Genomic DNA, 13,545 nt, shown 5'->3' on the forward strand with positions numbered 1-13,545 from the left:
CCATCATGCCTGGGGCGCGGACCGGGCAATGCGGCACGGCCTCGGCGGCCTCAGGCCGTGAACCGCTCCAGGCGGATACGGCCTTCCCGTACCCCGTCGTCCACGCCCAGCTTCCCCAGACTGATCTCCAGGCATGTCCCGGCATCGAGTTCGAGCCGTGCCGCCGCCGTACCGGGCGGCGGCGCCCCTTCCCCGTACACCGGGTCCCCCGCGGACTCACCGACCCGCAGATGGAACTCGCCCTCGTCCAGCCGGACTTCCACGGTCCCCTGCCACCCCGCCCGTTCAAGGCTCCGGCGCAGCGGCAGGGCGAACCAGTGGGCCCGTACCGCGTCCGTCGGCCGGGGCTCGGTCAGCTCGGGGACGCCCCACTCGGCCAGGGCTGTGAGCACGGGCAGCAACTCATGTCCGCGCGGAGTCAGTTCGTAGACGTAGGCGGAGACGGGCGCCGGGAGGCGGTGGCGCACGGCCAGGCCGTCGCGCTCCATGTCCTTGAGCCGGGAGGCCAGCACGTCCGTGCTGACACCGGGCAGATCCGCGTGCAGATCGGTGTACCGGCGCGGCCCCGCCAGCAGTTCCCTGACGATCAGCAGGGTCCAGCGGTCGCCGACGGCGTCGAGCGCGCGGGCGGCGGCGCAGTACTGGTCATAGCTTCGGCGGCGCGCGGTGCGCGGCGGGGATGACGAGCGAGGCGGCATGCGAGGCAGTCTAGACATAGTGTTGGACTTTCCAAGCGGTCACTTGGTAAAACCAAGCAACAACGTTTCCGGGGAGGTCAGCGCATGGAGTTCCGGCAGTCGAGCAAGCTGAGCGAGGTCTGCTACGAGATCCGCGGACCGGTGATCGAGCACGCCAACGCGCTGGAGGAGGCCGGCCACAGCGTCCTGCGCCTCAACACGGGCAACCCCGCGCTGTTCGGCTTCGAGGCACCGGACGAGATCCTCCAGGACATGATCCGGATGCTTCCGCAGGCCCATGGCTACACCGATTCCCGCGGCATCCTCTCCGCCCGCCGCGCCGTCGCCCAGCGCTACCAGGCCCTCGGCCTCAGCGAGGTCGGCGTGGACGACATCTTCCTCGGGAACGGGGTGTCCGAGCTGGTCTCCATGGCCGTGCAGGCCCTGCTCGAGGACGGTGACGAGATCCTGATCCCCGCTCCCGACTTCCCGCTGTGGACCGCCGTGACCACGCTCGCCGGAGGACGGCCCGTCCACTACCTGTGCGACGAGTCGGCGGACTGGTACCCGGACCTTGACGACATGGCCTCGAAGATCACCGACCGGACCAAGGCCGTGCTGATCATCAATCCCAACAACCCCACCGGCGCCGTGTATCCGCGTGAGATCGTCGAGGGCATCCTCGATCTGGCGCGCCGCCACCAGCTGATGGTGTTCGCCGACGAGATCTACGACCAGATCGTGTACGACGACGCCGTCCACCACAGCGCGGCGGCCCTCGCCCCGGACCTGGTCGTCCTCACCTTCAGCGGACTCTCCAAGACCTACCGCGTGGCCGGGTTCCGTTCCGGCTGGATGGTCGTCACCGGGCCCAAGCAGCACGCCCGAAGCTACCTGGAGGGGCTCACGATGCTCGCGTCCATGCGCCTGTGCCCCAACGCGCCCGCGCAGTACGCCATTCAGGCCGCGCTCGGCGGGCGCCAGTCCATCCACGAACTGACCGCGCCCGGGGGGCGGCTGCGCGAGCAGCGCGACCGTGCCTGGGAGCGGCTCAACGAGATACCCGGGGTCTCGTGCGTGAAGCCGAAGGGCGCGCTGTACGCCTTCCCGCGGCTCGACCCGGCCGTGCACCCCATCCACGACGACGAGAAGTTCGTGCTGGATCTGCTGCTGCGCGAGAAGATCCAGGTCGTGCAGGGTACGGGCTTCAGCTGGCCGCGTCCGGACCACTTCCGGATCCTGACGCTCCCCCACGCCGACGACCTGGACGCGGCGATCAGCCGCATCGGCAGGTTCCTCAGCGGCTACCGCCAGTGAGTGCGCGGGAAGAGGCAGAACTGGAGCGGGCCCGAGGGCGTAGCCTGCCCTCGGGCCCTGTTGATGCCGCTCACATCACACGCCGGCACGTTTGAGGACCCGGGTCAGTCTCATTGTGTCGCGTCCTGCCTTTGGACCACCGCCGATCGAGCTCGGCGGACCAGATTCGAACTGGCATTTCGACACACCAGGGCCCGGGCCCGGTCGATCCGGCGATGAGCGGCGAATGCTGAGTCTGGAGCGAGAGTCTGAGATTGATCGCGGTCTGCCTCTGCCGGGTTGGGCTACCCCGGCTCGCACGGTAGTGCCGGGGGGAGGACTCGAACCTCCACTGGAACCGCTTCGTCACGACAAGCTTCAGCTTCAGCTTTGCGCTCCTCGCGCACCCCGCCCGCGAAGCCGCGGACGGGGAGTCTGTGTGATCGTAGCCGCAGGGGGCTACTGACCGAAGAGATAGCCGAAGACGGCGTCACCGACCCGCTGGTCCGTGACCTCGGCGCCGTTGGCCTCCTCACGGGCGAACTTCACGGCCTGCTGGAGCTTCTCCACCCGGTCCAGCAGTTCGTTCACCCGGCGGGCGGGCAGCGCTCCGGAGAACTTGACCGTTGTCCAGTAACCGACGGGGATGTCCTCGTAGTACACCTCGACCTGCGCCGGGTGCTTCTCGGTGGCCTCCGCCTTCACATGGTTGCGGGGCACCTTCCTGGTCCGGACCGTCTTGACCGGCTCGGTCTTCCAGGAGTCCGTGGACGGGTCCTGGGACCAGGACTCGGCCGCGTCGAGCACCGGCAGCTTGCGCACGAAGGTGTTGATGTCCGTCAGCTGCTTCTCCAGGAAGAGGAGATACGAGACGGGCGCGTCGGCGACCAGCACCCGGCCGTCGACGGTGATATCGGCGCGGGCCGCGCAGTTCGCCCAGTCCTTGGTGGCGGTCACATCGAACAGCCGGGTCAGCGTCTTCGCGGTGTCACGCAGCACGTCCTCGGCCTTGATCTGCACCAGCGTCGACTCGGGCGGAAGCTGCTCGCCCTCCTCGTCCTTCGGCTGGTACGTCCGGGAGATGCCGGCCAGAAGCGCGGGCTTCTGAAGGCCGTGATGGGCCGCCGTAAGATCCTGGTGCGCCTTGGACTTGACGCCTTTCTCCACTGCGATGATCTGATTGAGTTTCGCCACGTGCGGGAACGTAGCAGTCCCCAAGCCCCTTCATCGAGCGATTATCCGGCGCAGGGCCGGAGATGCGGCCGCCGCACGGAGGGAGACCGGGCCGGTGGATCCTCTCGTGGTCGTGGAGCCGTTGAGGCAGCGCCGCTGCGCCGAGTGCCATCGCGGTCCGCTGGAGCGGATGGTCCTCGAGTTCAACTCACCGCGCTGTCTGGACTGCGCGGACCTGGGGCACCTGGTGTTTCTGCCCCGGGGGAACGCGGCCCTCACCCGGCGTGCCCGGGAGGCCGGTTCGCTGTGGGCCGTCGTCGTACGGCACAACAGGCAGCGCACACGGTACGAGCGGCAGGGTCTGCTGGTGGAGGAGGAGGCCCTGGCCCGGGCCGAGCGCGCCTGCCTGGCCGACGCGGAAGCGCGGGCCAGGCGCCGGGAAAGGGACGCCGCGCGGCGTGCCGCGCGGGACGTGCTGTTCACGGGGACGCTGACCGCGGAGATCCTGCGGCTGTTCCCGTACTGCCCACTGGACCGCGCGGTCGATGTCGCGGCGCACACCTCGGAGCGCGGGAGCGGGCGGGTGGGGCGCACCGCGGCCGGACGAGCCCTGGACGAGGGGGCGATCACGGCGGCGGTGCGTGCGTCCGTACGTCATCTCGACACGCCGTACGACACCCTGCTCATGCGGGGCGTACCTCGCCCTGAGGCGCGCAGGCGGGTGGCTCCGGCCATCGAGGCGCTGCTGGCCAGGTGGCGGGGACCGGTGCGGCAGGGGACGGACACGGGGGCCGAGTGACGCCCACGTCACCGCGAACGCCCCGTCTCTTCCGTACCAGTCGTGTCAACAACCCTGCGGGCCAATACACCTAGGCCGCGGGGCGGAAGCGGCGGTAGAGCACGGCACCACCGAGGATCAGGGCCGCGCCTGCCGGGACGGTGAAGGCGGCACCGGCCGTGGCGCCCGTCCAGGCCAGCTGGGCCGGCATCTGATGGGGCTCGTGGTGGGCTGCCGCGACTTCCTCCATCGGCGGCCTGGACACCGGATTCGGAGTGACCGGAATTCCGGGCCCGTTCGACGAGACGTTACCGACGGAGGCGTTGCCGATACCGACGACGTTGAGGGAATTACCGGAGACATTCACCGGCAGATCGACGGGGAGTTGAACGGTGTTGCCCGAGAGCAGCCCCGGGGAGCCCTGGGCGTCACCGGCGGCCAGCGCACCGCCCAGGACACCGTTGTCGGCGTCGTTGTCGCGGGCGTCCGTGGTGCGGGTGCGCGGTGCGTCGGCGTGCGGGGGGATGCGCCGCATGTCAGTGGCGATCCGCGCGGCGTCCACGTTGGTACAGCGGTTGCCGACGGCCGGGTTGAGCACGCCGATCACGTTGATGGTGTTGCCGCACACGTTCACCGGGACATGCACGGGGATCTGCACGGTGTTCCCGGAGATCAGGCCCGGCGATCCCGCCGCGCCTCCCTGCGCGGCCGAGTCGGCGTACGCGGCCCCGGCGGCTGCCATCGCACCGCCCGTGACCATCGCTGCGACGAGGCCTGTTCGGCAAATCTGCCTCATTGTTCCTGCCTTCCGGATAATGACCACGGGTAGCGTCCCGCACCGGAAATAACGCGATGGAGCCAATCGGGTTATGGCCGGCCATCCTTTCACCCCATCGAGTGGGCCGATTATCGAACTGAACGTCACTAAGCGCTGTCCCGTAATCCCCGGCGGGCGCACGACGACAGCTACGGCACCTCGCTGCGTTGTCGAATCGCCCGAATACGCCCAGTATGAGGACGACCCTCCGCCTTGCGATGCACCGCATCTGACGCCGTGCGCTGATCCACCCGGGATTACGGGACAGCCCTTAGGCTGTCACCACACCCGATCTGGTGGCCGTGCGCTCAGTGGCCGGTCAGCGCGGTGAGCGCCCCGACCGGATCCGTGTCGGGCATACCGCGCGGCCACCAGTCGTCGCGGCCCGGATCCGACTCGTAGCCGTACCACAAGCCGTCCCGGCCCAGGCGCAGTTGAAGTGCGGGGGTGGAGAGCCGGTTGTGCCGGGGACGGAACGCCGGGCCGTCCGGGAAACCGGCGGCGATCAACGCGGGGCGCGCCCGGTCGAAGGGACCGGCCGGAGGGTCCCATTCCTCCTCCAGGGCGGTGAGGCCCGCGAGTCCGCCCTGCCGCCAGGCCGCGACGGCACGGGCCAGATCCGTCGGGCTGCGGTCGGTGGCGCGGGCCAGCGCGGTGTAGAGCGCGCGGGTGGACGCGGTCAGCCCGGAGCCGGGATGGGCGGCGGCCAGCCGGACGGCGTCCTGCCAGGGGGTGAGGCCCGTGAGCGGGTCCCGCCCGGTGCGCAGTGTGGTGTGGGCCCGCCCCGCGGCTTCGGTGGCGAGCAGATCCAGGGCCAGTGGGTCAGGGGCTCCGGCCGCCTCCGGATACACGGGCGGGCGTCCGGGATGCGGAGGTACGGGCAGCGGGTCCGGGAGAGCCGGAAGGCTGCGAGCCGCCAGAACGGATGCGGCGGGAACGGTCGCGAGAAGCGGCGGCGGAATCTGCCCTCCGGCGCCGCTCCGACCCCCCATGGAGCCCCGGTTCGCGGTGCGCTCCGCCATGATGCGCTGCGCGGTGGCCCGCTCCGCCGCCGAGCGTGCCGCATTGCGCCGGGTCAGCTCGGCGAGGACCTCCTGCTCACCACGTCCGCGCATCAGGAACAGCACGAACGGGTCCTCGTCGAGGATCCTGGCCGTCTGGTAGCAGAGCGCAGCGGCGTGCTTGCAGGGAAGGCCGTCATCGGGGCAGGAGCAGTCCGGGATCAGATCACCGGGTGCGGGCAGCAGTTCGGCGGCGTCCGCGAGTGCGTGCGGCACGTCCTTGTCGAGCAGTGCCGCGATGTGGTCGGGGCGGCCCGCCGCGATGTCCAGGAGCCGCTCCCATTCCTCGTCGCCGAGGGTGCGCAGCCGGATGTCCGTGCGATACGGGCGCGGGCGGGAGCCGTGGACATAGGCGGTGACCCTGCCCGGAGTCACGGTGATCGCGTCGACATGGCCCCGCCCTGCGTACGACCGGCCGCGGGCGAGGCGCGCCGGGTCGAGCGCGGTGTCCTCCAGCGCCTCCACCCAGGCGTCGCCCCACCAGGAGGCCGCGGGGGCGTCGTCACCGGAGCGCGGGGCGAGCCGGGGGAATGTGCGCCGGCGATCGTCCGGTCTGCGGGGGGTGTCCCCGCGGGAGGTGCGGTGACGGTGGGCGGTCATGACGAACTCCTGGTGGTGCGTCCACGGACGGGCCGTTCGACGCGGCTGGTCGGCCTGGCCGGCCGGCTCGAGCCGGTCACGAGGGCCTCCGCAGCGATACGAGATCGGCCAGCTCCCGGTCGGTGAGTTCGGTCAGCGCCGCCTCACCGGATCCGAGCACCGCGTCCGCCAGCGCCCGCTTCGAGAGCAGCATCTCCGCGATGCGGTCCTCCACGGTGCCTTCGGCGATCAGCCGGTGTACCTGCACCGGCTGGGTCTGGCCGATGCGGTAGGCACGGTCGGTGGCCTGGTCCTCCACCGCCGGGTTCCACCAGCGGTCGTAGTGGATGACGTGACCGGCCCTGGTCAGATTGAGCCCGGTGCCCGCGGCCTTCAGGGAGAGGATGAACACGGGGACCTCGCCGGACTGGAAGCGATCCACCATCCGCTCCCGCTCCGGGACGGGTGTGCCGCCGTGGAGCAGTTGGGAGGCGACTCCCCTGGCGTCGAGATGTCCGGCGATCAGCCGGGCCATCGACACGTACTGGGTGAACACCAGCACCGAACCGTCCTCCGCCAGGATCGTGTCGAGCAACTCGTCGAGGAGAGTGAGCTTCCCGGAGCGGGCGGCGAGGCGGGCGCCGCTCTCCTTCAGATACTGCGCGGGGTGGTTGCAGATCTGCTTCAGCGAGGTCAGCAGCTTCATGATCAGACCGCGGCGCCCCATGCCCTCGGCGGTTTCGATCAGCGCCATGGTCTCGCGCACGACCGCCTCGTAGAGCGATGCCTGTTCCCGTGTCAGTGGCACGGGGTGGTCGGACTCGGTCTTGGGCGGCAGCTCGGGCACGATGCCGGGGTCGGACTTCCTGCGGCGGAGCAGGAAGGGACGGACCAGCCGGGCGAGCCGCTCGACGGCCTGCTCGTTCTCCACGTGTTCGTGGTTCTCGACGGCGCGGGCATGGCGGGCGCGGAAGGCCTTCAGCGGTCCGAGCAGTCCGGGTGTGGTCCAGTCGAGCAGGGCCCAGAGCTCCGACAGGTTGTTCTCGACGGGGGTTCCTGTGAGGGCGATCCTGGCCGGGGCGGGGAGGGTGCGCAGTGCCTTGGCAGTTGCCGAGAACGGGTTCTTGATGTGCTGTGCCTCGTCGGCGACGACCATGCCCCAGGTCTCGGCGGCCAGTGCCGCGGCGCTGGTGCGCATCGTGCCGTAGGTGGTCAGGACGAAGCCTGGGCGGTCGGCCGCGGTGCGGATCGCCTCCAGGCTCCGCTCGGCACCGTGGAACCGGAGCACGGGCACACCGGGCGCGAACCGGGCGATCTCCCGCTGCCAGTTGCCCAGCAGGGACGCCGGGCAGACGACGAGGGTCGGTGCGGTGCGGGCGCCGTAGCTGCCACGGTGCAGATGGAGTGCGATGACCGTGACCGTCTTACCGAGGCCCATGTCGTCGGCGAGGCAGCCCCCGAGCCCGAGTGAGGTCATCAGGTCCAGCCAGGCGAGCCCCCGCAGCTGGTAGTCGCGCAGCGTCGCGTCGAGCCCCGGCGGCTGGGCGAGTGCCGCCGGGCCTTCGACGAGCCTGTCCCGGAGCGCGGCGAGCGTGCCCTCGGGGACGGCCTCGACGAGTTCCCCGTCCACCTCGGCGCTGCCGGTGAGCGCCACGGCCAGCGCGTCCACCGGCCCCAGGAGCCCCAGCTCCCGCTTGCGCGCCTTGCGTACGAGAGCGGGGTCGACCACGACCCACCGGTCACGCAGCCGCACGATGGGGCGATGGGACTCGGCGAGTGCGTCCATCTCGCCCGCGGTCAGCGGGTCCCCGCCCAGCGCAAGCTGCCAGTGGAACGCGAGGAGTTGCTCGCTGTCGAAGAAGGGCGTGCCGTCGGTGGCCGACCCGGGCGCCGATGACCGCACCACGGCGGTGGCGCTGAGGGTCCTGGCGAGCTCCCTGGGCCAGTGCACGGCCACACCCGCCGCAGCTAGCCGCTCCGCGGCCACGCCCAGCAGTTCGTACAGCTCGTCCTCGCTCAGCGGAAGGACGTCGGGGACCTCGCGCTCCAGGAGGCGCCCGAGCGGGTGCCACACCCTGGCGGCGCGGCGCAGGGCCAGCACCGCGTCGATCCGGGCCCGGGGCCCGAAGTGGTCCTCGCCGTCACCCGCCCAGAGCCGTGCGGCGTCGAGGACCAGGGTCGGGTCGGCAAGGCTGTGCACCTGCACGAGGGCTGTGGCGGCCCGCCGCACGGACCCGTGCCCGTCCGGCCCGGTCGCTTCGGGATCGTCCTCGGCCGGCCCGTGGGCGTCGGACCCGCGTGCGTCGGCGCGGTCGAACAGCTCGTACGCCGAGAGGTCGAGGCGCAGCGAGATCCGCACCCCCGCGTCCATGCCCGCGGCGGCCTCCGCGGCCCAGGCACGGGCTTCCGGCAGGCGCTGCGGCGCCGTCGCGGCGAACGGCCGTCCCACGGCGTGCTCGGCCGCCGGGGTGCGGGGCAGCGTGTCCGCGACCGCGTCCAGGAACGACCTGACCAGCGCCTCGGGCTCGGGCAGCCGCAGCGACCGCAGTCCCGGCACCGGGGTGGCATGGGCTTCGCAGGGCATCGCGGCGGCGATGGCCCGCAGGTGGGCGATGTCGTCGGCGTCGAGCGGACCGGCCCGCCACGCGTCATGGTCGTCCGTGGTCAGACCGGGCAGCAGCCGGCCGCGTGCGACGAGCTGGAGGGCGTGCAGGGCGGCGGCTCCCCAGCAGACCGTGGCGGGGTGCGCCGCGGCGTCGTGCCGAGCCCTGGCGAGCAGGGGCAGGGCGTCGGCGACGGACAGCAGCACGGCGGGGACGACCTGTCGGCGCGCCCTGCCGCCGTGCCGCCGTACCACCGTCAGCTCGGTGTGCTCCCCCGCCGAACCGGGGGCGGGAGGAGGCGGGTCGCCGTCCGGACTCCAGAAGGCGACCCGCCCTTCGCGCGGCAGCGCGGCGGGGACGAAAACCGCTGCACTGGTGTGCAGCGTGAGTCGCTCGGGCTGCGTGTGCGGCGTACGCGGCATGCGCGGGGCACCTCCCCTCCGTGGCCGGGCTTCGAGGCCTTCTGGTCCTTCGGGTCACGACCATACGGGCGGGGTCTGACAGCGCTCCTCGAGAGCCTCTCGGCCGGCCCGTGCCGATACGGGCCGCCGGGCCGCGGTCACCCCGTTCGGGGGCTCTCCGGGGTGTCCTCCTCGGTCGTCGGCATCACGCCGGCGTCTGACTTCGGCGGGTCCAGGTCCAGGCCCAGGCCCGTCAGTCCGGTCAGCCCTTCGAGGGCCGCGGGTGTCTCTGGCGCTACGGCGTCGGGGGGCGCCACCGGCTCACGCTCGTTCGCGGGCTTGGTCTGCGCCGGCGCCGGGAGGGCGGCCTCAGGTGCGGGGCGGTGGGTGCCGTGCTCCAGGAAGCGCAGCAGCTCGACCGGGATCGGGAGCACCAGCGTGGAGTTCTTCTCTGCGGCCACGGCCATCACCGTCTGGAGCAGCCTCAGCTGGAGCGCCGACGGTGCGTCGGCCATCTGGTGCGCTGCCTCGGCCAGCTTCTTCGACGCCTGGAGCTCCGCGTCGGCGTTGATGACCCGGGCACGGCGCTCCCGGTCCGCCTCCGCCTGCCGTGCCATCGAGCGCTTCATCGTCTCCGGCAGCGACACGTCCTTGATCTCCACCCGGTCGACACTGACGCCCCAGCCGAGCGCCGGACTGTCGATCATGAGTTCAAGGCCCTGGTTGAGCTTCTCCCTGTTGGACAGGAGATCGTCCAGCTCGCTCTTGCCGATGATGGAGCGCAGCGAGGTCTGAGCCATCTGCGAGACGGCGAAGCGGTAGTCCTCGACGCTGACGATCGCGTCGGCCGCGTCCACCACCTTGAAGTAGACGACAGCGTCCACCCGGACGGTGACGTTGTCCCTCGTGATGCCCTCCTGGGCGGGCACGGGCATCGTCACGATCTGCATGTTCACCTTGTGCAGGCGGTCCACCAACGGAACGATCATCGTGAATCCGGGCTCGCGGACGCGAGCGCGCAGCCGGCCGAGACGGAACACCACGCCCCGCTCGTACTGCTTGATGACCCTGGCCGCGGCCAGGCCGTACACCACGAGCGCAGAACCGGCGGCCACACCGGCCACCACCAGCTCTTCGACCATCACGGCACCCCCTGCCGTCCGTCTCGTCCCGGTCCGTCCTCGCTTCAACGGTATTCCCGCGATGACCCCCGGTCGAGCGTCCGGGTCCCCTGTGCGGCTGTCTCCGACGTGCCTGCCCGGCGGAAGTCCGGCAACGTGGCGACCACGAGTGATCACAAGTGGGATCCCCAGACGACAGACGAGGACCAGCCATGCCCCATCTCCGGCGTCCCGCCATCGCGGCCGGGACACTGCTTCTGACCCTCGCCGTCGCGGGCTGTTCCGGTCTCGGCCGGACCGCGGTAGGCACCGTGATCTACGAGACCGAGGACAAGCGTGTCGTCCATGTGTCCAACCCCGGGGTGAACGGCTGCTTCCCGTTCATTCCGAGGGGCGCGCACCGGGTCGAGAACGCGACGCTGATCGATATGTTCCTGTACCGGGAGCCGAACTGTAAGGGCCCCGAGTCGGGGTACATCGGGACGACGCTGTTCGACAACATCGCGCCGGGGACGACCCCGTGGCTGAGCTATAGCTTCGTCCACTGAGGGTGCGGGAGTCACGGGACGGACGGGCTGCTCGGTGTGCCCGCCCCTCTGGAGTGCGCGTCGGCCCAGGGGGGATACCCCGCGGATTCCGGGTAGACCCTGGAGTGGAAGAGGCGATATGCCATGCGCACCGGGAGTGAGCCCGCGACCGCACGCAGTCCCCTGCGGTTGCGATTCTGGCTGAGTGTCTGGGGCCTGCTGTGGGCGGTCGCCGGTACCGCCCTCTTCACCCTGACCGGCCGGGCGGGCTGGGCCATAGCCTGCGCGGTGCTGGTCGTGATCATCTCGGCGGACCTCATGATGGTGGTGCACCGGCTCCACCAGGGGCCGCACTACCAGCCGGGCCCGGACATCCCACCGTACGAGCCGGACCGGGGCGACAACCGTCCCCCGCGCTGACCGTCAGTTCTCGAAACGGGCCGCCTCGAGGTACTCCGGCTTGGGGTCGAGAGCCGCGGCCAGGCGGAAGTGCTTCCGGGCCAGCTCGGGGCGGCCCGCACGCTGGTAGGTGCGGGCGAGGGCGAAGTGGGCGAACGCGTTGTCCGGCTCGCGTTCCAGGACGATCTCGAACTCGAGCTCAGCGGGCCGCAGTTGGGCAGCGGCGAAAAAGGCACGGGCGCGCAGCAGTCGCGCGGCCGTGTTCTCGGGATGGGCCGCGATCACCGAGTCGAGCAGCTTCACCGCACCTCGCGGGTCCCGTGCCGCCAGCAGTTGCTCGGCTGCACGAAAGTCGATGACGTGGGTCTCCGGGTTCGTGTCGGGCACTCTCGCATCCTTCCCCTTGCTCGGGCGATTCAACATCCCCTGCGCCGGCTAACCGGCTGCCGCGCGCTCGGTGAGCGCCTCCCACACCTCTCGCACGCGTGGCTCCAGTGACTCCAGGGACCCGTCGTTGTCGACGACCAGATCGGCGATGGCGCGCCGCTCCTCGCGGGTGGCCTGTGCGGCCATCCGGGCCCGCGCGTCGGCCTCGGTCATTCCGCGAAGCCGGACCAGCCGGTCGAGCTGGGTGTCCTCGGATGCCTCCACCACCACGACCACGTCGTACAGCGGGGCGAGGTGGTTCTCGGTGAGCAGGGGGACGTCGTGGATGACGATCGCGTCCGGCCCCGCCGTGGCCTCGAGCTCGGCGGACCGGGCGCCGACCAGGGGGTGGACGATCGCGTTCAGTCCGGCCAGACGGTCGGGGTCGGCGAAGACGATCGAACCGAGTCTCGGACGGTCGAGGGTGCCGTCGGCGGTCAGGATCTCGGGACCGAAGGTCTCGACGATCGCGGCGAGTCCGGGTGTACCGGGCTCCACCACCTCTCGCGCGATCCTGTCGGCGTCGATGAGGGTCGCCCCGTACGACACGAGCAGTCGCGACACTTCGCTCTTGCCGGCGCCGATTCCGCCGGTCAGGCCCACCTTCAGCATGAGCGGAAGCTTAGGGGTCCGTTCCACGCGGCTATGCGTCGCCCTCCCGCTCGGCCAGGAACCGCTCGAACTCGCGGCCGATCTCGTCAGCGGACGGCAGATCCACCGGTTCGGCGACCAGACTGCCGCGCGTCTCCGCTCCGGCGACCGCGTCGTACTGGTGCTCGAGTCCACGGACCAGTGTCACCAGCTCCTCGTCACCTTCGCCGATCTGCCGTTCGATCTCGGTCTGGGTGAGCTGGGCCTGGGCGCGGAGCGCGTGCGCCACGCCCGGCAGCACCAGGCCCGTGGCGGCGGTGATCGTCTCGACGGCGGTGAGCGCGGCATCGGGGTAGGCGGAGCGGGCGACGTAGTGCGGTACGTGCGCGGCGATACCCAGGACGTCCTGGCCCCACTCCATCAGCCGGTACTCGACGAGCGCTTCCGCGCTGCCCGGCACCTGCGCCTCGTCGAAGGGGCTGCGATGCCCCGGAGTGAGGTCGGTGCGGTTGCCGTGCGGGGTGATCCCGACCGGCCGGGTGTGCGGGACGCCCATGGGGATGCCGTGGAAGTTCACGGAGAGGCGCACTCCGAGGCGCTCGACGATCTGCCGGACGGCGGCCGCGAAGCGCTCCCACTCGACGTCCGGCTCGGGTCCGGAGAGCAGCAGGAAGGGCGCCCCCGTGGCGTCCTGGACCAGCCGGACCTCCAGAGCGGGTGTTTCATAGCCCGCCCAGCGGTCGCGCCGGAAGGTCAGCAGCGGCCGGCGGGCACGGTAGTCCACGAGCCTGTCGTGGTCGAAGCGCGCCACCACCTGGTGCGGAAGCGAATCCAGCAGCGATCCCACGATCTGCTCGCCGGCTTCCCCCGCGTCGATATAGCCGTCGAAGTGGTAGAGCATCACCAGCCCTGACGACTCCTGCGCCAGCGCCATGTCGACAACCGCGAGCCCCTTGGGGTCCCACTCGTACAAACTCTGCGGATCAAGCACCTTTTAACGCCCCTCTTCCAGTTGCCCGTTACAACATCACGGAGAGAGCGGCCATTCCCGGGGCAAACGCCAAGGCCCGCCCCCGGAAAGGGGGCGGGCCTCGGT

13 protein-coding genes are annotated in these 13,545 nt (G+C 70.9%); 4 read left to right on the plus strand and 9 right to left on the minus strand.

All coding sequences use genetic code 11. The features are described from left to right. Nucleotides 1-50: 50 nt before the first annotated feature. The gene (locus ABZ532_RS00785) at nucleotides 51-698 is read right to left on the minus strand and encodes a helix-turn-helix domain-containing protein (protein WP_361278110.1); all 648 of its coding nucleotides are present in this window, start codon (nucleotides 696-698) and stop codon (nucleotides 51-53) included. Nucleotides 699-782: 84 nt separating this feature from the next. Here ABZ532_RS00785 and ABZ532_RS00790 point away from each other — a divergent pair, with 84 nt between their 5' ends. Beyond that, entirely contained in the window at nucleotides 783-1,994 is a 1,212-nt protein-coding gene (locus ABZ532_RS00790; protein WP_361278112.1) for a pyridoxal phosphate-dependent aminotransferase, read from the plus strand. Nucleotides 1,995-2,432: 438 nt separating this feature from the next. Here the strand turns inward: ABZ532_RS00790 and ABZ532_RS00795 are convergent, their stop codons facing one another. Continuing rightward, nucleotides 2,433-3,167, minus strand: coding sequence for a hypothetical protein (locus ABZ532_RS00795; RefSeq protein WP_361278114.1), 735 nt, complete (start codon nucleotides 3,165-3,167; stop codon nucleotides 2,433-2,435). A 94-nt stretch (nucleotides 3,168-3,261) separates the two neighbouring features. Between ABZ532_RS00795 and ABZ532_RS00800 the strand changes: the two genes are divergently transcribed. Beyond that, nucleotides 3,262-3,945: a DUF2293 domain-containing protein gene (locus ABZ532_RS00800; RefSeq protein WP_361278116.1), complete on the plus strand. Its 684-nt coding sequence runs from the start codon at nucleotides 3,262-3,264 to the stop codon at nucleotides 3,943-3,945. A 70-nt stretch (nucleotides 3,946-4,015) separates the two neighbouring features. Here the strand turns inward: ABZ532_RS00800 and ABZ532_RS00805 are convergent, their stop codons facing one another. From ABZ532_RS00805 to ABZ532_RS00820, 4 genes are all read right to left on the minus strand, one after another. Continuing rightward, on the minus strand, nucleotides 4,016-4,720 hold the full coding sequence (locus tag ABZ532_RS00805; protein ID WP_361278118.1) for a chaplin: 705 nt from the start codon (nucleotides 4,718-4,720) through the stop codon (nucleotides 4,016-4,018). Nucleotides 4,721-5,049: 329 nt separating this feature from the next. Then, nucleotides 5,050-6,402: an SWIM zinc finger family protein gene (locus ABZ532_RS00810; RefSeq protein ID WP_361278120.1), complete on the minus strand. Its 1,353-nt coding sequence runs from the start codon at nucleotides 6,400-6,402 to the stop codon at nucleotides 5,050-5,052. A gap of 76 nt (nucleotides 6,403-6,478) precedes the next feature. Continuing rightward, complete coding sequence (locus ABZ532_RS00815) at nucleotides 6,479-9,406, minus strand: DEAD/DEAH box helicase (RefSeq protein WP_361278122.1); 2,928 nt, start codon at nucleotides 9,404-9,406, stop codon at nucleotides 6,479-6,481. Nucleotides 9,407-9,543: 137 nt separating this feature from the next. Next, nucleotides 9,544-10,527 carry a slipin family protein gene (locus tag ABZ532_RS00820; protein ID WP_361278637.1) on the minus strand — a complete coding sequence of 328 codons (984 nt, stop codon included), beginning with the start codon at nucleotides 10,525-10,527 and terminating at the stop codon, nucleotides 9,544-9,546. Nucleotides 10,528-10,718: 191 nt separating this feature from the next. On the opposite strand from ABZ532_RS00820, the gene ABZ532_RS00825 reads away from it, so the two are divergent. After that, nucleotides 10,719-11,054 carry a hypothetical protein gene (locus tag ABZ532_RS00825; RefSeq protein ID WP_361278124.1) on the plus strand — a complete coding sequence of 112 codons (336 nt, stop codon included), beginning with the start codon at nucleotides 10,719-10,721 and terminating at the stop codon, nucleotides 11,052-11,054. Nucleotides 11,055-11,177: 123 nt separating this feature from the next. Continuing rightward, nucleotides 11,178-11,453, plus strand: a complete 276-nt coding sequence (locus ABZ532_RS00830; RefSeq protein WP_361278126.1) for a DUF6343 family protein — start codon at nucleotides 11,178-11,180, stop codon at nucleotides 11,451-11,453. Between the two features lie 3 nt (nucleotides 11,454-11,456). Here the strand turns inward: ABZ532_RS00830 and ABZ532_RS00835 are convergent, their stop codons facing one another. From ABZ532_RS00835 to ABZ532_RS00845, 3 genes are read right to left on the minus strand one after another with little or no spacing between them, the layout of a single operon-like run. Then, entirely contained in the window at nucleotides 11,457-11,819 is a 363-nt protein-coding gene (locus ABZ532_RS00835; protein ID WP_361278128.1) for a tetratricopeptide repeat protein, read from the minus strand. A gap of 48 nt (nucleotides 11,820-11,867) precedes the next feature. Further along, on the minus strand, nucleotides 11,868-12,470 hold the full coding sequence (coaE, locus tag ABZ532_RS00840) for a dephospho-CoA kinase (protein WP_361278130.1): 603 nt from the start codon (nucleotides 12,468-12,470) through the stop codon (nucleotides 11,868-11,870). Between the two features lie 31 nt (nucleotides 12,471-12,501). Then, entirely contained in the window at nucleotides 12,502-13,440 is a 939-nt protein-coding gene (locus tag ABZ532_RS00845; RefSeq protein WP_361278132.1) for a PAC2 family protein, read from the minus strand. Nucleotides 13,441-13,545: the final 105 nt, after the last annotated feature.

It is taken from the genome of Streptomyces sp. NPDC019396, from assembly GCF_040632375.1.
Classification (GTDB): Bacteria; Actinomycetota; Actinomycetes; order Streptomycetales; family Streptomycetaceae; genus Streptomyces.

Coding starts and splice junctions, on each gene's coding strand:
- ABZ532_RS00810 (WP_361278120.1), bottom strand. CDS start 6,402: ATGACCGCCCACCGTCACCGCACCTCCCGCGGGGACACCCCCCGCAGA.
- ABZ532_RS00790 (WP_361278112.1), top strand. CDS start 783: ATGGAGTTCCGGCAGTCGAGCAAGCTGAGCGAGGTCTGCTACGAGATC.
- ABZ532_RS00820 (WP_361278637.1), bottom strand. CDS start 10,527: ATGGTCGAAGAGCTGGTGGTGGCCGGTGTGGCCGCCGGTTCTGCGCTC.
- coaE (WP_361278130.1), bottom strand. CDS start 12,470: ATGCTGAAGGTGGGCCTGACCGGCGGAATCGGCGCCGGCAAGAGCGAA.
- ABZ532_RS00830 (WP_361278126.1), top strand. CDS start 11,178: ATGCGCACCGGGAGTGAGCCCGCGACCGCACGCAGTCCCCTGCGGTTG.
- ABZ532_RS00825 (WP_361278124.1), top strand. CDS start 10,719: ATGCCCCATCTCCGGCGTCCCGCCATCGCGGCCGGGACACTGCTTCTG.
- ABZ532_RS00785 (WP_361278110.1), bottom strand. CDS start 698: ATGCCGCCTCGCTCGTCATCCCCGCCGCGCACCGCGCGCCGCCGAAGC.
- ABZ532_RS00815 (WP_361278122.1), bottom strand. CDS start 9,406: ATGCCGCGTACGCCGCACACGCAGCCCGAGCGACTCACGCTGCACACC.
- ABZ532_RS00805 (WP_361278118.1), bottom strand. CDS start 4,720: ATGAGGCAGATTTGCCGAACAGGCCTCGTCGCAGCGATGGTCACGGGC.